At 57.2% G+C, this 22,569-nt stretch carries 9 protein-coding genes and 1 tRNA gene; 9 read left to right on the top strand and 1 reads right to left on the bottom strand.

Going from position 1 to position 22,569, the window contains the following annotated elements; translation table 11 throughout:
- The first annotated feature begins 559 nt into the window (after positions 1-559).
- The 9 genes from drmD (at position 560) to PLO63_00580 (ending at position 22,141) form a co-directional block, all read left to right on the top strand.
- Positions 560-3,775, top strand: a complete 3,216-nt coding sequence (gene drmD / locus PLO63_00620) for a DISARM system SNF2-like helicase DrmD (GenBank protein HOI72620.1) — start codon at positions 560-562, stop codon at positions 3,773-3,775.
- The gene (locus tag PLO63_00615) at positions 3,772-9,099 is read left to right on the top strand and encodes a hypothetical protein (GenBank protein ID HOI72619.1); all 5,328 of its coding nucleotides are present in this window, start codon (positions 3,772-3,774) and stop codon (positions 9,097-9,099) included. The genes drmD and PLO63_00615 overlap by 4 nt, the downstream gene beginning before the upstream one ends.
- A gap of 36 nt (positions 9,100-9,135) precedes the next feature.
- Entirely contained in the window at positions 9,136-10,314 is a 1,179-nt protein-coding gene (locus tag PLO63_00610) for an AAA family ATPase (GenBank protein ID HOI72618.1), read from the top strand.
- A 19-nt stretch (positions 10,315-10,333) separates the two neighbouring features.
- Positions 10,334-12,223: a hypothetical protein gene (locus PLO63_00605; GenBank protein HOI72617.1), complete on the top strand. Its 1,890-nt coding sequence runs from the start codon at positions 10,334-10,336 to the stop codon at positions 12,221-12,223.
- Positions 12,220-14,013: a hypothetical protein gene (locus PLO63_00600; protein HOI72616.1), complete on the top strand. Its 1,794-nt coding sequence runs from the start codon at positions 12,220-12,222 to the stop codon at positions 14,011-14,013. The genes PLO63_00605 and PLO63_00600 overlap by 4 nt, the downstream gene beginning before the upstream one ends.
- Positions 14,014-14,016: 3 nt before the next feature.
- Positions 14,017-15,057 carry a DUF1848 domain-containing protein gene (locus PLO63_00595; protein HOI72615.1) on the top strand — a complete coding sequence of 347 codons (1,041 nt, stop codon included), beginning with the start codon at positions 14,017-14,019 and terminating at the stop codon, positions 15,055-15,057.
- Positions 15,058-15,191: 134 nt separating this feature from the next.
- On the top strand, positions 15,192-16,007 hold the full coding sequence (locus PLO63_00590) for a hypothetical protein (GenBank protein ID HOI72614.1): 816 nt from the start codon (positions 15,192-15,194) through the stop codon (positions 16,005-16,007).
- The gene (locus PLO63_00585) at positions 15,997-16,158 is read left to right on the top strand and encodes a hypothetical protein (protein HOI72613.1); all 162 of its coding nucleotides are present in this window, start codon (positions 15,997-15,999) and stop codon (positions 16,156-16,158) included. Before PLO63_00590 ends, PLO63_00585 begins: the two co-directional genes overlap by 11 nt.
- A 154-nt stretch (positions 16,159-16,312) precedes the next feature.
- The gene (locus tag PLO63_00580; GenBank protein HOI72612.1) at positions 16,313-22,141 is read left to right on the top strand and encodes a DEAD/DEAH box helicase; all 5,829 of its coding nucleotides are present in this window, start codon (positions 16,313-16,315) and stop codon (positions 22,139-22,141) included.
- Between the two features lie 321 nt (positions 22,142-22,462).
- Here the strand turns inward: PLO63_00580 and PLO63_00575 are convergent.
- Positions 22,463-22,538, bottom strand: a tRNA-Asn gene (locus PLO63_00575).
- Positions 22,539-22,569: the final 31 nt, after the last annotated feature.

The following is a 22,569-nucleotide window of genomic DNA, read 5'->3' as shown; positions in this document are numbered from 1 at the left end:
AACCCAGGATTAGTACTGCGGATACAATCACTGCCAATCGCTTCACTGTCATTTTTGCGGCCCTACCATGCAAATAACCAGTGCAAATGGAGCGCAGCGGAATTGACCAGGCTGATAGAGAAGAACTCCCCGGCTCACATTTCATATTCTTACCATCCTGCCCTGGCTCAACGATCAGATCACCATCCTTCAGGCCAAGGGCCTGCCGGGCTTTCGGGGAGCAACGGAAGGTCATGGCCTCTCGCTATTATATTGACAGCAAGAAGAGTGTCCGGTCGAATAGAGGGCTATTTCAGGATCCCCCTGCACCATCCATAAAAAGATGACTGGAGTATACCATCTCTGAGAATACGTGCCGGATATTTTTATGAATAAATACCAACCCGCAAAAACCGCCACTGTATGTCATAAAATATTTGAGGTAACTGTTTGTATTGCATTAGTAAATATTGTATTGGTTGACGCAGAAATGTAGCTGTCTATGGAGAACCTGAATGATCTTCACGGAAACCCTGCTACAATGAACGCCACAGACACCTTTCAGGTTCCACGTCCAGGAATGTTCACCGCTGTTCGCAACCGTCGGGGAATCGTCTCTGCCGTCGAGCCTTTCGACAGCCAAGAGGGACGACTCCACCTCGTCCATGTTGACTACAAGGATGACCAGCTTCCCGCTGTGGAGCGGCTCCTCTGGGAACTTGAGCCGCGGAAGGTGCTCCTCGAACCCACGGCGCTTCCGGATGCCCTCGCGACCGATCCCATGCCGGCGGAGGATTTCGATGCCCTCCTCCGCGCCGCTCGCTGGACAGCGGCCATGCCGTTCCTCGATCCGGACGGTGGTGGCCCCCTTGATCGTCTGCCCATCTCCAGCCCTTTTCACGGTGCCGTGCAGGTCGAGGACTTCCAACTCGTACCGCTCCTGAAGGCCCTTCAGATGCCCAGAGTCAATCTCCTGATCGCCGACGACGTTGGTCTCGGCAAGACCGTCGAGGCGGGTTTGATCCTGAGTGAGCTCCTCCTGCGCAGGCGCATCCAGCGGGTCCTGATCCTGACCCCAGCCTCGCTTCGACTCCAGTGGCGCGACGAAATGTGGGACAAGTTTTCCCTCCCCTTCGATCTCGTGGATCGCGCCGAGACCCATGCCCTGCACCGGCGCCTCGGCATGGACGCCAACCCCTGGCGCTCTTTCAGCCGAATCATCGCCTCCTACCACTATCTTCGGCAGGAGGATGTCCTCACCCAGTTCCTAGCCGCCTGCCGAACGCCGGAAGGCTCGCCGCACTTGCCATGGGATCTGCTCATTGTCGATGAATGCCACAACCTGATGCCCTCCCCCTTCGGGGACGACAGCGATCTGTGCCGCATGTTGCGCCTCTTGGCGCCCCAGTTCGAACACCGCCTGTTCCTAAGTGCCACACCTCACAACGGGCACACCCGGAGCTTCACGGGCCTCCTCGAAATCCTCGACCCGGTGCGATTCAGCCAGACGGATGCCCTCCGGCCTGCGGAACGGGAGCGCATCCAGCAGGTGGTCATGCGACGCCTGAAACGAGAGATCAACGCCCGGACGAATCCGCCCCGCTTTTGTCGCCGCAACCCACCTCAGGCATTGGTTCTCGAACTCTCTCAGGGAGAGATCGCTTTGAGCGCCGCTTTCGATGGGTTCCGCACCGCCATCCGCCAGCTTACGGCTAGTGGTGAGACACGTCGTCGCCGTGCCGGCAGCTTTGCCGTCGAGATCCTTGGCAAGCGTCTCCTGAGCTGTCCCACGGCCTTTGCCGAGTCATGGCGGCGCTGTCGGGAAGGGTTGACAGAAGGGACTATCGCCAATGAGGCCGACGTCATTGCAGCTAAACGGAATGTTGAGCGGGAGACCGGCGACGACCGCGAAACCCAATCCCGCGAGGCCACAGCCGCGGGCGTGGTCGGCGCCTGGCTCAAGGTCGTGGCTACCGATCTCCAAGACGAGATCACCACTATTGACGCCGCTATTTCGGGCATGGGATTCGATCTATCCCAAAACAACCTGGACATACAGAACCCTGCGGCCGATGCCCGCTTCGACGCCTTGGGCAACCTCATCGAAAAGCTCCTGCGATCGGAGAAAAACTGGCGCGATGACGAGCGCCTCGTCATCTTCACGGAATACAAGACCACCCTCGACTACCTCGCCCACCGCCTGCGAGAGCGCTACGAACCGGACCGGATCTTGACTCTTTTCGGCGGCATGGACGAACATGAGCGAGATCTGGTCAAGCAGACCTTCAACGACCCAAAGCACCAAGTTCGCATTCTTCTGGCCACCGACGCCGCTGCCGAGGGGCTGAACCTCCAGTGGACCGCCCGATATCTGCTCCACTTCGACTGCCCCTGGAACCCCTCCCGCCTCGAACAGCGCAACGGCCGGGTGGACCGCCATGGCCAGGCCCGCGACGTCACGATTCACCACTTTGCCACGGACCAGGACCAGGACCTCCGCTTCCTGGCGCACGTGATCCGCAAGGCCGACGAGATCCGTGAGGATTTGGGCTCTGCCAATGAACTCTTCGACGAGGCAGCCCATCGCCGACTGGTGCAGGGGGAAAGCGTGGCCGCCGTTCAGGCCGATTTGGATCAACGCATTGTCGCTGCCCGCGGCCGGGCCGCAGTCGATGCCGACGCCACGACGGAGACGGGTGCTGATGGACGGGCCGCCGATGATAGACTCCGCACCCTGGCCGCCGAGATCGATCACGATCCGGAGGCGCTCCGGGACACCCTCGAAGGGGCCATGGCCATCCGCGGCGGTCGCCCCCAGCTCGAACCCCGGCCAGATGAGGCCACCTTTCGTCTCCTCGACCCGGGGCTCCCTGGTTGGAGCGAGATCATTGACGAAACACTGAGGCGCAATACCGTGCGGGGCAGCCGCGGTCCCGTCAGCCGCCTCGCCTTCAGTCCTAACCCCTTCCTGACGCAGATCGGCGAGCGGCAGATCTTCTCCCCCCGTCCAGACGTTACTTTCCTGCACTTATCCCACCCGCTGCTGCAGCGAGCCATGACCGCCCTCACGCGCCGCCGCTTTCCAGGTGGCGGCGAAGAGGTCTCCCGCTGGACCGTGCGACAAGGTGAGGTACCGCCCGGTGTTGAGGCCCTTGTCCTCGTCAGCCTGGAAGAACTGGCCGTTAACGACCTGCGCGAGACCTTCCACCACTGGGTCCGGACGATTCTTTTCCCTGTCCGGAAAGGCGTCTTCGGCGAGCCTCTCGCCCATCAACCCGCTCAGGAACTGCGCCATGCCGCTGCCGTGAGCGATGAAAAGCTCCGCACCCGTGCCCGCGATATTCTCGACGAGGTCGGCCCGGAGATCAAGCGGTTCCTCGCCGACTACGCCGGAAAACTGACGACCACCCTCAAGGGGCAACTGGAGACCGCAGGCGTCCAGGCCCGGCGCCGGGAAGAGGAACGCTACCGCAGTCGCCAGGGCGAGGTTTCGTCCCTGATCGCCGAAAATACCCTGGGAAAGCTGGAACGGGAGATCGAGAAGCTCCAGGTGGAACGTCGTCAGGGGCTTCTGTTTGACGAAGAAGCCCGGCTCGACGCCATCGACCGCTCAATCGAGGAAAAGCAGTCGGAGATCGCCCGCCGCACCCGCCATTATGAAGAGGTGCGCATCCAACTCGAACGGGAGCGGGAACGGATCATAAGGTACCTGCTTCCCCGGCGTCATGCCATGCCCGCAGCGGCCCAAGTCTTCCCCGTGGCGATTGAAGTTCGCCTGCCCGGAGGTGTGTCATGAACGGCAGCGAACTCATCGGCTGGGATCGCCTGCGCCACGGCGGCCTTCTCCTCGACGCAACACGCCTCCGCCGGATCGCGGAGCACGAACCCGCGCCTCTATCGTCCTATCAGGAGCGGGAGCTGCGTCGTCAGGCAGGGGCACATCTCGACGGCGGCAAGAATACAACAGACTTCATCCGCTTTGTCCTTGAGGAGATCTGCGGCTTTACCGCCGCTGACGCCTCCTGGCAGCGAGGCACGCAGGTGGGCGCCGAATGGGGCCGCCGCGCCGTCACGGGCGAGACCATCAAGCCCCGCCATCTCTGGCACACAGCAGCCGGCGCGTGCCTCCCCGTCTTCATCGACGAAGAGACACGTCTCGGCATCGGTCGCGGCCGCCGCTCCATGAGTCAGATCGTCCAGTGGCTCCGCGGGGGAAATGAACGCCTCGCCGTCCTCACCAACGGCAGCCAGTGGCGTCTGATCTTTGCCGGTCTCGATTTCGACGCCTGGTGCGAATGGGATGTGGAACTCTGGTTCGAGGGAGGAGACCTCTCCGCCCAAGTCACCACCCTGCGGACACTCCTTTCCCCGGCCCTCTGGACGCCGAAGGACAAGGGCGCCCCGCCCCCGCTTCTGGAAGCGATCCTGGAGAGCCGCAAGGGGCAGGCGGACCTCTCGGCCGTTCTTGGCGAGCGGGTCCGCGAGGCCGTCGAAATTCTCGTCCAGGGCCACGGCGACAGCCTGAAGGAACAGTGCGCGAACTGTGATCCCGCCGAGATCTACCGAGCCGCCGTGCGCATGGTCATGCGGATGGTCGTTGTCCTCTTTGCCGAGTCCCGGGATCTCCTTCCCCGTGACAACGCTCTCTACCACAGTGCCTACGGCCTGACCGGCCTTCTCGAAGAGCTGGAAAAGATCGCCGCCCGCGGCGGCAACCGTTTGGCCCGTTCCTGGAGCGCCTGGCCGCGCCTGCTGGCCCTCTTCCGCCTCGTTCAACGCGGCTCCCATCATGAACAGCTTCCCGTACCTGCCTACGGGGGCGAGCTTTTCGCCCCTGGCGATGCCGCATCGCCGGACGGTCTTTTGCGAGCGCTTTTTGTCTTCGAGAACGCCTGCTTCGAACGGGAGCTTCTCCCCGATCGAGATGTCCACCGCATGCTGGAGCGCCTCACCCGCACCCGCGTGAAACTCCGGCAGGGAAGGGCCGGCATCTGGGTCTCCGCGCCGGTTGACTTCTCCGACCTCTCCAGCGAGTACATCGGCATCCTCTACGAAGGGCTCCTCGACTTCGAGTTGAAGACCGCCCCAGCCGGAGACCCCGTCATCTTCCTCGCCGTCGGAAACCAGCCGGCCCTCCCCCTCTCCCGCCTCGAAGCGATGGACGACCGGGCACTGGCCGACCTGCTGGAGAAGATGAAGGACACGGGCCGGAAAGACGATGAAGCGGAAGACGATGGAGAAGCCGCCGCTGCTGACGACAACGATAACACCGTCGAAGACGATGATGCTGCCGCTGCCGCCGGCGAAGAGGAAATCCCCGGAGGTCTCTTTGCGACGGCAGAGGAGGCCGCGACAGCGGAAACGATCGAGGAGCCCGGCGACGAACGTCATGCCACGCGGACCCGCGCCGAGACCTGGGCGCGCCGTGCCGTTGCCGTGGGAAACCTGGTCCGCCGCCCCCGGGGCGCCCTGACACCCGAACGGGCGCTCGTCCATGAAGCGGCCATCTCCCGGAAGGCCCGACAGCTCGTCGTGAAGGTCATCCTGCCGGGCGAGTGGTACGTGGTCCGCTGGGGTGGCACCCGCAAGGGATCAGGCACCTTCTACACCCGTCCCGGCCTGGCCGTTCCCACGGTTCATCGGACCCTACGGCCCCTGGCCTATGATCCGCCGCTGAGCGCCGATGGTCGGCCCGATCCCGACGCCCCGGCCGCTTCCTGGACGCCGAAGGCCCCCGAGGCGATCGTTGGCCTCAAGGTTTGCGACCCCGCCTGCGGCTCCGGCAGTTTCTCCGTGGCGGCCCTGCGCTTCCTCACCGATTCGCTCTATGCCTCGCTGGTCCATTATCACCGTTTGGACGGTGACACGGGTCGGTCCGTGGAGGCGATCCTGGGCATCGACGTTCATGAAAGCGATGAGAAGCTTTCCACCACCCGTCTCCCTTGCCGCCCGGAGGATGACACCTTCGAGCAAGACATGAAGGCGATCCTCAAGAGATTCATCGTAGAGCGCTGTATCTATGGCGTGGACTTCGATCCCCTGGCCGTCGAGCTTTGCCGCCTGGCCCTCTGGGTGGAGACGATGGACAAGACCCTGCCCTTCTCCTTCCTGGACCACAAGATCAAGTGCGGCAACAGCCTTGTCGGCGCCTGGCTCGACCAGTACCAGCACTACCCGGTCATGGCCTGGAAGAACCGCGAAGGAGGCGACAAGGGCCATGCCAACGGCGTCCATTTCGCTAAGGAAGCATGGACCAAGGCCCTCAAGACCTTCGTCAAGGAGCGACTCACCCCTGATTTGCGCAGCTTTTTGGCAGGACCCACCCTCTTTTCCCAAGATGTTCAGACGGAGGCTGAGACGGTCCATGCCGACACACTGGCCGTCCTGGCGCGCCTCCATGAACTCCCCGTCCACGAAAGCACCGAGCGCGCCCGGATCTATCGGGAAGAGGTTGTCGGCGCCCCGGCCTGGCAGGCCCTCAAGTCTGCTCTCGACATCTGGTGTGCCTGCTGGTTCTGGCCGGCCGACGCCCTGGATCAGGCGCCCCTTCCGACAACCTTCCATGCCCCGTTGCCGAAGACTCGGGCCATTGCCGAACGGATCGCCGCAACCAAGCGCTTCTTCCACTGGGAGATCGAGTTCCCCGACGTCTTCTGCACCGCGGGATCCGGCTTCGACGCCATCCTCGGGAATCCCCCCTGGGACATCGCCAAGCCCAACTCCAAGGAGTTCTTCTCCAATATCGACCCTCTGTACCGAGCCTACGGCAAGCAGGAGGCCCTCCGCCATCAGACCAATTATTTCGCCGACGCCGGTATCGAGCGGGCCTGGCTTGACTACAACGCCGACTTCCGCGCCCAATCGAACTTCATGGGTTATGCCGCGAGCCCCTTCGGCGACCCGGATGAAAACGAGGCGAGCGGGGACCGATTCGCCTTCGCCCGCGGCCGGGACAACCACCTCTACCATGCCCGCTGGCGGGATGCCCGCAGGAAGAGCCGGGGATTCGCCGACCCGGCCCACCCTTTCCGCCACCAGGGCTCGGCCGACATCAACCTCTACAAGGCTTTCCTGGAGCAGGCCCATGCCCTCCTGCGACCGGACGGCCGCCTCGGTTTCATCGTCCCCTCGGGCCTCTACTCCGACCATGGCACGGGGGGCCTGCGCCGCCTCTTCCTCGACCGCTGCCGCTGGGAGTGGCTCTTCGGATTCGAGAACCGGGACAAGGTCTTTGAGATCGACAGCCGCTTTAAGTTCAATCCTGTCATTATCCAGAAGGGCGGCGCCACCGAGGCGATCCAGACGGCCTTCATGCGCCGGAAGCTCGAAGACTGGGAGAATGCCGAGGCCCTGGCTACCCCTTACAGCCGCGCCCAGGTGACCCGCTTCAGCCCCCGGTCCCTGGCGATCCTCGAAATCCAGTCCCGGCGGGATCTGGAGATCCTGGAGAAGATCTACGCCAATTCCGTCCTGCTCGGCGACGACGGCCCAGACGGCTGGGGGATTCAGTACGCTAGAGAGTTCGATATGACCAACGACTCGCGCCTCTTCCCCCCGCGACCGCGCTGGGAGGCCGACGGCTACCGGCCCGACGAGTACAGCCGCTGGCTCAAGGGCAACTGGCGGCCCATCAGGGAACTCTGGGCCGAACTGAGCGTCGATCCGACGCGGCCAGTGTCGACGCCTATTCAATTGGAGGAGTGGCTTTACGACACCAACGCTGGCCCCGAGGAGCGCACTGCGCTTACCCGCTTCGTCCACGGCCATCTCCTCAAGCCCGGCGACGTCCAGCGCACTAAATGGAAGCTCCGCTGCGCCCAGCCGCCCTATGACACCCTTCCCATCCCCCGGGCCGATATCCCGGAGGGCGTCATCCTCTCCCGCGAGGCCGATGCCTGGATCCGGGAGGACCGGATCGAAAACACGGCCCTGCCGCTCTACGAGGGACGGATGATTGGCCAGTTTGACTTCAGCCAGAAGGGATGGATTAGCGGCAAGGGGAGGGGAGCTCAGTGGGCCGATATAGATTGGGCAAATAAGTGTCACCTCCCACAGTACCTCATGAGCACTGGGACTTTCCTTAATTCGTCTAATTACGCTCCCGCTCCGAAAGCATCACTTATTGCAATAGTATCGGCTACGAATACCAGAGGGTTCATCTGTGCACCTATTCCAAACCATCCTTGCTCCCACCCTGTGCCTGTCTTTCGAAGTGACTCTGGTATCCTTTCAGTTACTCTATCGCAATCAGCTGTTCTGAACTCATTGGTTTTTGACTGGTGTTTCAGGGCTCGCTTGGGAAGTGGAGTGATGTATGTTTCACCGTACCTACTGAACGAAAGTCCGATACCTTCAATAATTAAAAACCACGTAGTCAACATTTCTGCGATCTGTGCATCACTCGCACTCTGCAGTCAGGTGTTTTCCGTTGAATGGTTGTCACTTACATCTCCAAGGTTCCAAGTTGATTCTGCATGGCGGACCACATCCCAATGGGCAATGACTAATATGGAAAGATTACGGTTACGTTGTAAGCTGGATGCATTGATTGCAGCCCAATTTAATCTGAGGGCATCAGATTTCGAATGGGTCCTGCGGGAGTGCGACAAACAGAAGGAATCTATGCAAAGAGAATCAGCGGCAGGAGCTCTCTCTCCTAAAGGTTTCTGGCGAGTCGACAAGAACAAAGACCCTGAACTTCGACAGACGGTCCTAACCCTTGTTGCCTTCCACGATCTCGAAGAGAAGATCCATTCCCACGGCGGCGACAAGGAGAAGGGCATTGGAGCTTTCCTTAACCAGAACAATGGTGAGGGCTGGATGCTCCCCGAGACCCTGCGCTTGGCCGACTACGGCCTCGGTCACGACGAGCGGGCGAAACGCCCTCAGCCTGTGGTCTCCCGCCTCGGCCCCCGCTTCTTCGACTGGCAACTCACCCAGCCCCCCGAAGAATCCTGGCGCGAATGTCACCTCCACGCCCGTAACCTCCTAGGTGAAACAGGTTACAAACAGCTACTCGCCGACATCAAACGCCCAAAGGAAGAGCATCAGGCACCAAAGGTGTTAGAGTCTCCTGCATCTTACAACCAGAATAAAGGTGAACAAGGGGTACTTTTTTAAATAGCGCAATGCGTTAGATCAGGGAGAGTCGGACTTATGCCGTTCGAATTTCATTTGCCTTCATTGGAGGAAATGCGTGCTACACAAGACGGTCTTGAAATGCTCCGCATGATCGACGATGACGGTTTCCGAAGCGCCCTCGTCACCGGTTGCCCTGGTAGTGGTAAAACAACAGTCTCGATCTATCGCCTTGTTCGCATCAACAACCAGCAAACCAATGTTCATCTGGTAACTTTCCAGAATATGCTCGTGCAAGCTATTCGCAACCTTGCGAACATCCAAAGTGTCCCGCGGGAGCGTGTCAGTACATTTCATAAGTGGTATTGTCCGCTTACTAATTCCGGTTTCAATGTTGATGCGCCACCGACACCAGAGGCGATGGCAGAGCGCATCCGAAAATCGCCCCTAACGGGCCAGCAAATCGAAGAACTTCTCATCGACGAAGGTCAAGACCTGCCTCTTTGTGTCTATCAGGTGCTTCCACAGTATTTTGAACGCGTTTTCGTTGGCGCGGATAACGGCCAACAAGTCCATCCAAAGCACGGGGCGAAAATAGAAGAGATTGAAAGCATTCTGCGAACGGACTTCGGACCCTACAGACGCTTCCCATTGGGGAGAAATTTCAGAAACACATATGAGACATACCTCTTTGCCCGCCAATTTATCCCCAAAACAAACCAAGTCGCATGGGATGAGGCAATCCCTGAACGCCTTCTCCGCTCTAATCGTCGCGGACCGAAGCCAACAGTCATTTCATATCATGACGATGCTCATAGGAATCAGCATCTGAGGACAATCCTTCAGAATGCAGAGGGCAATGTGGCTATCCTGTGTCCACTTGCTCTATGGCGAAAGCGTTACGGCCATTCGGGTGAATCCGTCGATGATGTCCATGAAATGGTCACTAAGATGGGCATATCAGCTACAAAATATCACCACGAGGAGGAAATATCGGATGATCTGGAACGCTACGTTGTTACGACCTTTATATCGTCCAAAGGGCTAGAGTTCGATGTTGTCATCATTCCGCGTATCAATTTCTTTAAAGATATCCCGCAAGAATGGTATGTTGCCAGCACACGCGCAAAAAAGGAGCTTTTCGTTTTCAGGGATCTAAACGATCCACAAAAGGATCCTATATCTGGTTTCGATCCTGACACCTACAATGCCCTGGACGCAGAGACCCCGGTTCCAGAAGACGACGTACCATTCTAGAGAAAGGCAGGCATGATTTATGAAAAAAGGAGAAACGTTCAGCCAAAATGGCAAAACATATGAAGTGCTGCAAGATGGTCTGGATTACGTCCAAAACCAGAAGGCTTGCATTCGCCCTCAGGGAGAAAAAAGATGCATAACGATCGAGAAAGCTTTGAAGTCGAAGTTGCTCCGGGAAATAGGTAAATCTAAAGATTCAAGGAAAGAAGAGACAAGTCCTCAGCTTCCGCTTTATGAAAGCGGCGATAGCCATACAAAAAGAACGCTATACGAAGAACCCCTTGAACCCGTTAATGCAACTGATGGATCAATGAAGGTCAGCAATGGAGACAGGAGCCTTTTCTACATGCCAGTGGACCAACTGAGGACTCAGGTCTTCCTCGCCCATGGGCTCATCTATCCTGCAACATGGGACAAGGCAATTGGTTCCAGCGATTTCGACGATATCCAAAGACATTTCCCCACTGTACTTACCCTGTTTACCGCTCCTCAGCCTATCAATAAAAATCAACACCTCCTCGGTATCTTGCTTCTAGCAGAGGAGGTGAAAGCTTGCCGCGGAACATCCGCAGTCCTTCGATATCCGCTGCCCCTGCCGATCTCCAGGCTTGCCAGTATTGGTATATCGCCTGAGCAAGGAGATTTGAATCGCTATATCGCCGGTTGGATAAAACCGGATGTGCCGGTACCGAGGCATCTGTTCTCAATTGCTCCATCCATTGCCCAAGGGCTAGATGATGCTATTGAATGGATTACTCAAGAATACGACATCCAATCGAAAGAAGTTGAAAATTCAATCAGTAAGTTCGACCGTTATATGGGGCTAGTTGCATTTCTTCGCAACGCAGATCGATATTTTTCCGTTAAAACTGGTTGCTACGCAGACTACCCGGAAGAATATTTTTGTTTGTGTGCGGCAATCACCGGCGATGCCTCTTGTAATCCTCATAAGCATTGCCATGCAGATACCTTGCTTCTTTCGCTACTGGATCGGGAAGACCGGCTGTCGGAAGTGATAAAAGAAATTAGATCGCTCGTAATTGCTTACGACGCATTCATTGAAAAGGATCGGGCGCGGACACTGGCGATGGAGATTTACAAAACCACCGGGGAACAGGAAGAGGTGGGCCAAGCATTCAAGAGTCTGTTTTCCGGTGACTACCGATCTGCCATTCAAGTGCTGCGGCACGCCAAGTTTCCTTATGAAGCGAGAGTGCTGGCTGCACTATTCAAGTATTCCAGCCGCCAGTCCAACGATCATCGAAATGTCAAACAGAGGATCCATGAAGACTGGTTAAATTCAAGACAGATTGTTCCAATTCTGGGAACTCTCGGCGCTTACTATGGATATACCGCATTGGATGCCAAGGAGACGGGCCTCTATGCCGTGCACCCTTTGCTGAAACCGCTCGTAGAACAAAACCCCGAGATTAAATTCCACCTGCAAACATTGTTTGAGCTTCAGTTGATCGAATCACTATACCAATGGGCCTTCTATCAACGTGTGCCGGATAAATATATGCTGAGTCTTTATGACAAACTCCCGATTTCTGCTGTGCCAATTGCTTTAGGTACGCCAGGCAGACTCATCAATGATCATTCTTATCGTGCACATGATCTATTTGTGCGAAGATTTGAGATTTCGACAATCGGTAAAATCATCCATTACATTAAGCACATGAAAGCTGATGCTGTTGATGAGAGAAGCGAATTAGGGAGGTGCCTTCTAGCGCAGTGCTTTTTTCTTGCAGATGAGTTCGAGTTGAGCAGAAAAAGAGGGCAAGACATTCTCCATTTCCGAATATCCAAGGATCGCCTTGCAGATATTATCGAAAGCGGGCAGATCACTGTGAACACCCGTATTATTGATATCGCAATAGAAGAGGATTCAAAGAAATCTGGCATATGACCCTTCAGGACCTACAGCAGGAAATAAATCGATGGAATTCATTATCCGTTTGTGATGATTTCCTGAAAGCACATCTTCACGAAATCCGACCGCTATTTTATGGACTGACCGCTGCAGAATTACGATCAAGTCGCTTTGATTATGAAGAAACCCTGTTGATTTTCGTAAATTCCCGTGCAGGCCAAGCGATCCGTGATGGTGCTGAACCACCAGCCTCAGTAATTGCTCTTCTGATATTTTTCTTGTCCCTTTTCCAACGGGCAGAACTGTACGCGAAAATACGTACAGTAGCCGACTTCTTGCCCCCCGGTTCGCTTCGTACTCGTGCGGAAGCAATCTTCGAATACAAGAATATCACAGATTCGCGAAAAGACTATCTAGATCGCTTCGTGAGGATCGTTTCCTTGATTCATGATGCATGGGTAGATGGACCCGCGGTCCGGCAAAAACAATGCGAAGATTTGCTGATCGAATATGCCCTGGATGCTCTTATTAACCCGAAATCTGCGGGGATCGAATTGAGGACCAGCATAACAACTTGTTTTCACGATTCGACCGCGAAGCGCAGTTATCCGATACTAAGAAGTGGGGATCTCAGGAGGATCTTCGATCTTAATGATGAGGAGATTTTACGGGAGCATAATACTGTAAGATCTCGTATCGTCGAATCGCTCCACAGCGAGGCATGCGATCTCGTACCGGGTTTGTTTATATCCCCTATTGCTGAAGAATTACAAGGAAGAAAGACTGCTGTCTCCCATGAGCACAAACGCCTCCCATCATTCATAGACGATCAACTCGAACGAATGGGCGCTGTCTTTCAGAGGAAGAAACAAGGTGCTCGATTTAACTTTGAAGCTACTCACGAAGATAACCTGATTTATCTCGGGACCTACTTTCCCAGAACCGTTATAGAGACATGGAATATTTTATCGGAACTTCTTTCCATCCCAGCTATCGGTTCTGCCATGCGCCAGAAAGACACCATCCGAATACTCGATATAGGATCGGGAACAGGCGCCGCCGTTGCAGGGACGTTGCTGGCCCTTTCCAACTGGGGGAGATGCGAGGCACCGGTAGAGATCACAGCGATCGACATCAACGAAGATGCCCTTTGCAAGCAAGGAGATATTCTTGAATCGTTTAGAGATTTTATCAATCTTGATTACACATTAGATCCGCATTGTGTAAATCTTCCCTTCAACCTCGAAAGCTATGTTCCCGCATTATCCGCAATTGCGGAGAAGTTCGGCACTCGATATGACATCATCACTAGCTGGAAATGTCTCTGCGAATTTTACAACGTCAACTATGCGTCAGCACAAGGAATCATCAGGAACACCCTTCATATCGTCTCGCGCCTGCTGCTTCCATACGGTTTCTGTATCGTCGCTGATGTAACATCCAAAGACAATCCCTTTGAATATTTTGCCATGACTCTGAATCGTGAAGCAAATTTGCATGATCGCGACCCCCAAGCCGTCATGCGGACCATCATTCCCATTCCGTGTGCAAGAGATTCATCTACCTGTCATGATGGGAGCTGTTTTACGCAGAGAAGATTCGTGTTGAATCACAGATGCATTCAAAATAATGATGAAACGAAGATTGCTTATCGCGTCTTCGCACCACATTCCTTCGCAGAAACAATCACCGCAAACTTTACAGAACATCCGGCATATCGGGTTAATGCCGCACGCCCCAATGAATCATGTTTCGGCGGTCGTATAGGCGAAGGGAAGAGATCTGATCCCTGTGGCTTCACCGGTTTCTTTACAGAAAGGAAATAATCAGTGGTTTTCAGTGGATGGAAAACGGACATCATTAATCTTCCGGATAATAAATGCGAGAAGGCCATCTGCCCGGTCATTGTATCGGCCAGTCGTGCAACAGATATCCCCGCATTTTTCGCCAAGTGGTTCAGAAATCGTCTTGAAGCCGGATATCTGACATGGAAAAATCCTTTTAATACCAAACAGTTTCAGTACATTTCATTCAAGAAAACCCGAATCATTGTGTTCTGGAGTAAAAATCCAAAGCCACTGATTCAATATTTACCCGAAATAGAGGCCAAAGGAATTCACTATTATTTTCAGTTCACTCTCAATGACTATGAACAGGAGAAACTGGAGCCTAATGTCCCCCCTCTTGTACAGCGCATTGATACATTTAAAGCCCTATCTGATAGGCTTGGCAAGAAACGCGTTATCTGGCGATATGATCCTCTGATCCTTACCAATACCATTTCCATTGATGTCCTTGTGGATCGCATTGAATGCATTGCCCGACAGCTCCAAGGATACACTGAGAAGCTCGTTATAAGCTTTGCTGATATCGGCATATATAAAAAAGTACAAAACAATCTGACGAGAGAAGGTGTTTCTTTCAGAGAATTTACACCACCATTAATGATCGAACTTGCGGAACGAATTCAGCATAAAGCTCAAGGCTGGGGAATCAATATTACCACTTGTGCCGAAGGTGTATCGCTTGACCAATATGGTATTGGGCATAATAGATGTATCGATGACGATCTTATGATTGAACTTTTCAATGACGATTCAGCATTGATGAATTTTCTAGGCTATCAGCCTGATCTTTTTGCCGTCTATTCCCGGCCATATCTCAAGGACAAGGGGCAACGAAAGGAGTGTGGTTGCATAGTCAGTAAGGACATCGGCATGTATGATACCTGTCATCATCTCTGCAAGTATTGCTATGCAAATACATCACGGAAAGCTGTGGAGAATAATCTTCGCAAGCACGATCCTAATTCTGAATCCCTGATTGAGGCAGGTTACAGCCGTCTTCTGTCTGCCGATACAAACCGGTGAATAGCAGCAAAAGATTCGCTTGCATATTGTGACCGAACAGGTAAAAGAACTACCCATAGTGAAACACATTGCAAACGGACAAATCCGCTGCATAGTTGACGTTTTGGATTGATACGGGGAATTTTATTACCCATATGAGCACCGAACGAAAACTTAAGACTCCTGATTTCTTTGCCACCCATCCGGTGTTCTCCCTTGATGAGGCTGCCGCTGACTTGATGCCGGATGGAAAGCGGTTGCGCGTCGTCGAACGGCTCAAGCATCACCTCCGGACCGGCCGCCTGAAACGCGTCACCCGTGAGATATACGCCGTTGTGCCGCCGACCCTGTCCCCGAAAGATTTCCATCCCGATCCTTTTCTGGTGGCAAGTGCCATGTATCCTGATGCCGTCTTCTCTCATCACAGCGCCCTGGAGCTGCTCGGGGCCGCGCATTCGCTTTGGAATCAGTGCACCCTTTATGTTGCCAAGCGCCGTCGGCCGCTTGTACTGGAAAATGCGACTCTCCGCTTCCTGGATCTCCCCCTTTCGATGAAGGGCGACTCAGGCAAGCAGCTCGGCATTCGGCGGATCGCGCACCTGGGAAAACTGCTGGAAGTCACAGGCCCCGAGCGCACTTTGGTCGAGGGATTCAGCCGGCCGTCGCTGACCGGAGGGCTGGAGGAACTGGTCCATTCTGCCGCCGGGTTCACGACCCTCGATCTTGAACTCCTGGAAGAGGTCCTGCGCCGGTATGACATGGCAAAGCTCTGGGCGGCGACAGGGTGGTTCCTGGAGAAGTTTCAGAAGAGCTTCCATGTGCCTGATGATCTTCTCGCCCGCATGGTGCAGCACCGCCCGCGTTCCCGGGCCTACGTCGAACGGGGGCAGAGGGGCGGCCTCCTTGTCCGGCGCTGGAACCTGATCCTTCCCATGGTGCTATTATCGTCGGGGGAGCCTGATGAACGTTAGCCTGGAATACCTGAGGCGCTGTGCCAGTGAGACCGGGTATCGGATCGAACCGCTGGAAAAGGTGGTCCATCTCGGAGAGATGGCTGCGGATATCAGGCGGCACCCGCTTCTCGGGGCGGTGCTTGCCCTGAAAGGCGGCACGGCCGGTTAGGCCGGGAAAGAGCGACGGCTCCCCTAAGCCACACAAATCTTGAGGGCTGATCATGGCATTGAACCCCATTGTCTTCACTGAAAAGGTCGTCCGGAGTTTTCTTCGCTACCAGCTCACCGCCTACCCCTTTGCCGATGAACGCCTGCTCTTGCAAATGCGGCGGCTCCTCTCGCTCGACGAGACGCGCCAATCTCCTCTCCTGAAGGGGCCGTATATCAGCCTCTCGCGGCCCTTCCGGCAGGGCGCAGCGCTGGAGGATCTGGTTCGCGAGGGTATCTTTCATCCCCTCATGCGGGAACGCGTCCCGAAGGAGATCGGCCGGGTTTACGGACACCAAGAAGAGGCGATCCGGGCCATCCATACCGGGCGGACCACGCTGGTCTCGACGGGTACCGGCTCCGGGAAGACCGAATGCTTCCTCTATCCGGTCATCAGTAAATGTCTCACCCTGAGGGATGAAGGCGCGTCTGCCGGCATCTGTGCCGTGATCGTCTATCCGATGAACGCTCTGGCCGAAGACCAACTTGGCCGTTTGCGATCCCTTCTAGCCGGCACCGGCATCAGCTTCGGCATGTACGTCGGCAAGACCCCCGAACGGGAAGTAGATGTCGCGGGATACCGTCTTCCTGCGGGGGCGTCTCTCGCTGACTACGAGGCAAAACTGGCCGAATATCGCCGGGAGAAAAGGGGCGAGACGGTCTATCCCGCCGAGGAGGTCTGCTCGCGGGAAGCGATGCGCAAGGCGGGCCATCAGCCGCGGATCCTGCTGACGAACGTCAAACAGTTGGAACTCCTGCTTACACGCCAGCGGGATGTCGAGCTGTTCTCCGACGCGAGACTTGATTTTCTGGTCTTCGACGAGGCGCACACCTTCGCCGGCGCCCAGGGGGCCGAAACGGCCTGCCTCATCCGCCGACTGCGGGCCTTTTGCGGCCGCGAGGCCCAGGACACTGTCTGTATCGCCACCTCGGCAACCATTGCCGACCGGCGGAACCCCGATGCAGCCAGGGACTTTGCCAGCCGCTTCTTCGGCGTGGGGGAGGAGTCGGTTGTCACTGTGAGCGAGGCCTATGAGGCAGAGGTGTGGGCAGAAGACCGATTCACGCCATCGAAACCAAAAGACGCCGGGCGCCTGCTCAACGATTGCGTGCAAGCAGTGGAGGAGGAAGAGGGGGACGGGGCTGCCATCCGCACCGTCTATCGCGCCTTGACCACTGCCGACCTGGCCAGGGGAAAATGGCCTGAAGCCCTCTACGAAGCGCTGTCCCGAAACGAGTTGCTCTTCCAGTTGAGCGAGGCGCTCGCTTCACCGCGGCCGCTCGAGGAATTGCCGGAGATCCTGGGAAAAAAGACCGGCCGGGCCATCACCGAGGCCGAGATCCTGGCCTGGTTGACCCTGGGCGCGGCGGCAAGGAGGGAGGGACGACCGCTTGTTCGGCCTGTCGTTCATGGCTTTATCCGCGGGATCAGCGGGGCCGTGGTCACCTTCCCCGAAAGCGATCCGGGGCCGATGCTCTGGCTTGCCGCCGAAGATGAGATCGAAGCCGGTGACGGGGAGGAACGGCACGCCCACTTTCCGGTAACCACCTGCACGACCTGCGGTCAGCATTACTTCATTGCCTTCTTGAAAGACTTCGATTTCACGCTCCGGCGGCCGGGCGGCGGTGAGGCGACAGGCGACGGATCTTTCTGGATGCCTTTGGAGGAAGCCCAGGGAGGACGTCGGGTGGTACTTCTGGACCGGATCGTCGGGGGAACGGAAGACGAGGATCTCGATGACCATGAACGGACCGCTGCGCTACACTTCTGCCGGCACTGCGGCGCCGCCCATCCCGAGCCGGTCGGCCGGTGCCGCCACTGCGGCGCGGCTGGTAAAACCGTCGTTCTCTATGCCATACGGCAAAAGAAAGAAGATCCCGGGAAACTCTCCAGTTGCCTTTCCTGCGGGGCCAACGGCCGCCGCATCGGCAGCACCTACCGGGAGCCCGCCCGCCCTGTCCGCGCCACCAATGTAGCCGATGTCCATGTCCTGGCACAGGACATGGTTCACCATTCGGAACGGCCGCGTCTCCTGGTCTTCTGCGACAACCGACAGGATGCCGCATTCCAGGCCGGGTGGATGAAGGACCATGCCCGTCGTTTCCGCCTGCGCGCACTCATGGCCGAAGGGCTGAAGGCGGGCGCCGTTTCGATTGGCGATCTGGCGATGCATCTCGACGAAATCCTGGAGAAGGACGAGGCCCTTTCCCGCGCCCTGGTGCCCGAGGTATGGCAGGTTGTTCGCCGGGAAGGCGGTGGGGGACGCCACGAAAAGGAGAGGCGGAAATTCCTCCGGATTCAGGTGTTGCGCGAGGTCACCCTTTCCTCCCGGCAGGCCATCGGCTTGGAGCCCTGGGGACGGATGAAGGTAGATTACGAAGGTCTCGATCCGGCGCTTCCCTGGATTCAGGAGAACGCCCACAGCCTTGGGATGCCCCCCGAGGATCTGCGGGACGGCGTCGCCGGTCTTCTCGACTATCTGCGACGCAAGCGGATACTGCACGATCCGGAATGGGAAATCTTTACCAAATACTGGCAGGAAGGCGATCTCGAAGTCCAGCAGGGCTATCTACCCCAGGCGGGCGGGCCGGTCGGAACGAAGCTCCATCGGGAACCGGATGAAAAACCGGAGCTTGTGACCCAGTGGCTCAGCGAGCGGGGGGACACGACGATCCGCCAGATGGCCAAAAAATGGGGCGTCTCTGCGGAGAATGTCGAGGGCTTCCTGACAGGCCTGTTCCGTTTTCTGAGCAGCAAAGACGCGGGACTCCTCAAACCGGTGCGTCTCAAGGGGGCGAAGGGAAACCCGCTGCCGAATGTCAGCGGCGTCTATCAGGTAGACGCGGATCGCCTGCGGCTTCAGCAGAATCATGGCGTCTGGCGCTGCAAAAACTGCCGGCGGCGGACAACGCGTCGCGCCCCGAACTTGGCCTGTCCGGCCTGGCGCTGTGACGGTGTCCTCGAATTCGTCCGTGAAGATCCGGACAACTATGACCTGCAACTCCTCGACCAGGGCTACTCCATGCTCCGTCCGGAAGAGCACACGGCCATGGTCCCGCACGAGGAGCGGGAACGGTTGGAGAACCTTTTCAAAGGCGATTCCGAGGCGGTCAATGCCTTTGTCTGCACCCCGACCCTCGAACTGGGGGTGGACATCGGCAAGCTTGACGCGATTCTCATGCGTAATGTGCCGCCCTTGCCGGCCAATTACTGGCAGCGGGCCGGCCGGGCGGGCAGGCGTCACCGCATGGCGGTGGATATGACCTATTGCCGGCCGGTTTCCCACGACCGGGCCTATTTCGCCGAGCCGCTGAAGCTCCTGGCGGGCCGGGTGGATCCGCCTGCCTTCAATCTGCGCAACGACCTGATGGTTGCCAAGCATGTCCATGCCACGGCCATTACCAGGCTGCATCAATATGGGAAGGACCCTTCCCGATCGACCGCAGAGAAACGGGAGATTGCCGATACGCTGAAGACCTGCCTGCCCGACCGGGTCTCGGCCTATCTCTTCGATGGGGGCCTCGTGCGCGAGAAGCTCCCCGATCTGAGCCCCTTACAGGCCTTGATCGACGGGAATATGGATGACCTCTGCGGCTATGTGGAGCGCGCTTTTTGCCAGGGCTGGCCGGAAGCGGATGCTGAAGTGACGTGGCCGGAGGTGCTTCGCGCCCATGCAGAGGGAATGGTGGTCAGCCTTGCGGAAGTGATTGGCCGGCTGGATCGCCGCCTGAGATGGGCCTTGGAACAGATACGGCGGCTCAACGCGGTGCGGGAGAAACAGGGTGATCTGAATCAGGAGGATGAGGCCTTGTTCCGGCGCTGCGACGGTCTCGTTAAGCGGCTCAAGGGCACGGCGCGAAGGACCCGGCGCGAGGCAGAAGGGTATGACGACGTGAACACCTTCGGCGTACTGGCCGCCGAAGGCTTTCTCCCTGGCTACGGCCTGGAAGTCGGCTCCATCCTGGGGTCCGCCGAGATCCCCTTTTGGCGAACCGGCGCTATGGCTTTCAACCTGCCCCGGCCTCCCAGCGTCGCGCTTCGGGAGTATGTGCCGGGCAATCTGATCTACGCCAACGGAAATCGCTTCGTGTCACGCCGCTTCCATCGCGATATCGATGAGCAACGGATTGAAATGCCCGTTTTCGAGGTTTCCTCCGAGCGCCAGGCCGTCAAGGAGACAAAACTGGGCGTCGCTCCGGGCGCACTCGGTGCTGTTACCCTGCAAACCATTGCGGTTTGCGATGTCGATCTGGTCCACCAGTCGCACATTTCCGATGAGGAGGAATTGCGGTTTCAGTTGGGCGTGGCGGTATATGGTCTGGAACGTGACCAGCACAAAGGCGGCCAAGCTTACCGCTGGGGCGAACAGGTCCTGCATCACCGCCGTGGCGTAAGGCTGCGCATGGTCAATGTGGGCGCTTCGATCGCCATCGACCGATTCGAGAGGTTCGGCTATCCCGTATGTCGGGTCTGCGGCCAGAGCGTGTCCCCGCTCTCCTCAGACCGGCAGCGCGAGCATTTCGAGCAGTCCCACCTGGAACGCTGCGGGAAGCCCATTGAGCCAGTCGGTTTTTATGCCGACGTCGTGGCCGACGTCCTGTCGCTGCCCGCCTGCCCGGACCAGACCAGGGCCTACAGTGTCCTCGAGGCGCTGCGTTTTGCCGCAGCCCGGGTGCTGGACATGCACCTGGATGACCTGCAGATCCTGGTCATTGGCCATGTGGACCGGGACGAGGTGGATGCCCTGCTGTGGGATCCCATGCCCGGCGGTTCCGGCCTCCTCGATCAGCTCTGTGAACGCTTCGAGGAGATTATAGCCGTGGCCCGGGAGGTTGTCGGAAACTGTCCCGCAGCCTGTGAAAAATCATGCATTGATTGCCTCCAGACTTTCCGCAACAGCTATTATCACAAGTACCTCGATCGGATGGCGGCACAGGAGCGGCTTGCAGCCTGGGGTGACCATCTGACAGCGAGCCATGCCATCCCGGCCAAGCAGCCGTCCAAGGAACCCGACGAGGGAACGCACCCGGTCAACGAGGCAGAACGTCGACTCCGGCATCTGCTCCTGGCGGCCGGTTTCGAGGAGGGAATCCGCGGCCGGCAGATCAGGCTTGACCGCGTCATCGGGACAACCACCCCGGACGTCATCTATTGTGCGCCTCACCATGAAGAAGACGAAGGGGTGTGCATCTATCTGGACGGCCTGAGCGGGCATCTGCATGGCAATGCGGCGACTGCGGAACAGGATCAACGCATCCGCACCTGGCTGCGAAACAATGGTTACGAAGTGATCGAAATCGCTGTAAGCGACCTTGCCGACGAAGGCGCCATGACCCGCCACTTCCGGAGGCTGGCCGGCTATCTCAACGCCGGAGAGCTCCGGGAAGCCCTGAAGAAGGATGCAACCTGGTACAAGCGAGGACAGGAGGCGGGCAAGGAGCGAGGGCCCTTTGTCTTGAGGATCGTACGACCACGTCCCCAAAATCGATTCATCAATTGTGTCCCGCTGATGCCACTGAAGATCGCCGCTGGATATTTTGGGGAGCCACAGCCTGGTGGCAGTGAGGATTGGGATCAAGATTGGGTGGAAATTGATACGGGCCGACGCTTACGGAAAGGGATGTTTGTCGCTCAAGTGATGGGCAAGTCAATGGAGCCGGCGATTCCCGACGGCGCTTATTGCCTCTTCGGGTCACCTGTCGAAGGTACACGCCAAGGCCGTACAGTGGTCGTTCTGTTACGGGATAAAACAGATCCGGATACAGGCCAGCGTTTTACGGTCAAGCGCTACGAAAGCAAGAAGGCGGTTTCTGAAGACGGCACCTGGCGGCATGTAGAAGTTTTACTCAAGCCGGTTAATCGGGATTTTGAGCCCATTGTGCTTACATGCGAAGACGAGGGCAGCGTGGAGGTCGTGGCCGAAATGCTGGAGGTACTGGGATAATCATTCAAGTTACCAAATTTTTCACATCAATAACCATTCAGATTTACTATGAAACATATGAGACCTCGATTCAATAAGCGCAAATCTCAACTTCAATGAATAATACGTAATCTCTCGTTCTGTATGAATTCTCACAGGCGCATCTCTCCCCCGAAAAAAAGATGGGTACTCAATGGCAAGCTATGAGCAGGGTAAGGCGATAGAATGGACTGGACTCGCTAAAAGGGATTCTGTGAAGCCACTGGAGGGACAATAGCGGGACAGATTGGGGGGACAAAGAAAAAGGGGTTAACCTGACCTTGGCTAACCCCTCTTCTTTATTGGCTCCCCAGTGCGGACTCGAACCACAGACCCGATGGTTAACAGCCATCTGCTCTACCGACTGAGCTACTGGGGAATGCGTCGGTGTAAAAAAACGGAACCGCTTT

The organism is Syntrophales bacterium, assembly GCA_035363115.1.
Lineage (GTDB): Bacteria > Desulfobacterota > Syntrophia > Syntrophales > PHBD01 > PHBD01.
The sequence above is the reverse complement of the archived record's forward strand: the minus strand, read 5'-3'. Positions and strand labels throughout refer to the sequence as shown.

Bases quoted from the DNA above. Each gene is read 5' to 3' on its own strand.
- PLO63_00605 (HOI72617.1), top strand. From the start codon at position 10,334: ATGAAAAAAGGAGAAACGTTCAGCCAAAATGGCAAAACATATGAAGTG.
- PLO63_00585 (HOI72613.1), top strand. From the start codon at position 15,997: ATGAACGTTAGCCTGGAATACCTGAGGCGCTGTGCCAGTGAGACCGGG.
- PLO63_00615 (HOI72619.1), top strand. From the start codon at position 3,772: ATGAACGGCAGCGAACTCATCGGCTGGGATCGCCTGCGCCACGGCGGC.
- PLO63_00590 (HOI72614.1), top strand. From the start codon at position 15,192: ATGAGCACCGAACGAAAACTTAAGACTCCTGATTTCTTTGCCACCCAT.
- PLO63_00610 (HOI72618.1), top strand. From the start codon at position 9,136: ATGCCGTTCGAATTTCATTTGCCTTCATTGGAGGAAATGCGTGCTACA.
- PLO63_00580 (HOI72612.1), top strand. From the start codon at position 16,313: ATGCGGCGGCTCCTCTCGCTCGACGAGACGCGCCAATCTCCTCTCCTG.
- drmD (HOI72620.1), top strand. From the start codon at position 560: ATGTTCACCGCTGTTCGCAACCGTCGGGGAATCGTCTCTGCCGTCGAG.
- PLO63_00600 (HOI72616.1), top strand. From the start codon at position 12,220: ATGACCCTTCAGGACCTACAGCAGGAAATAAATCGATGGAATTCATTA.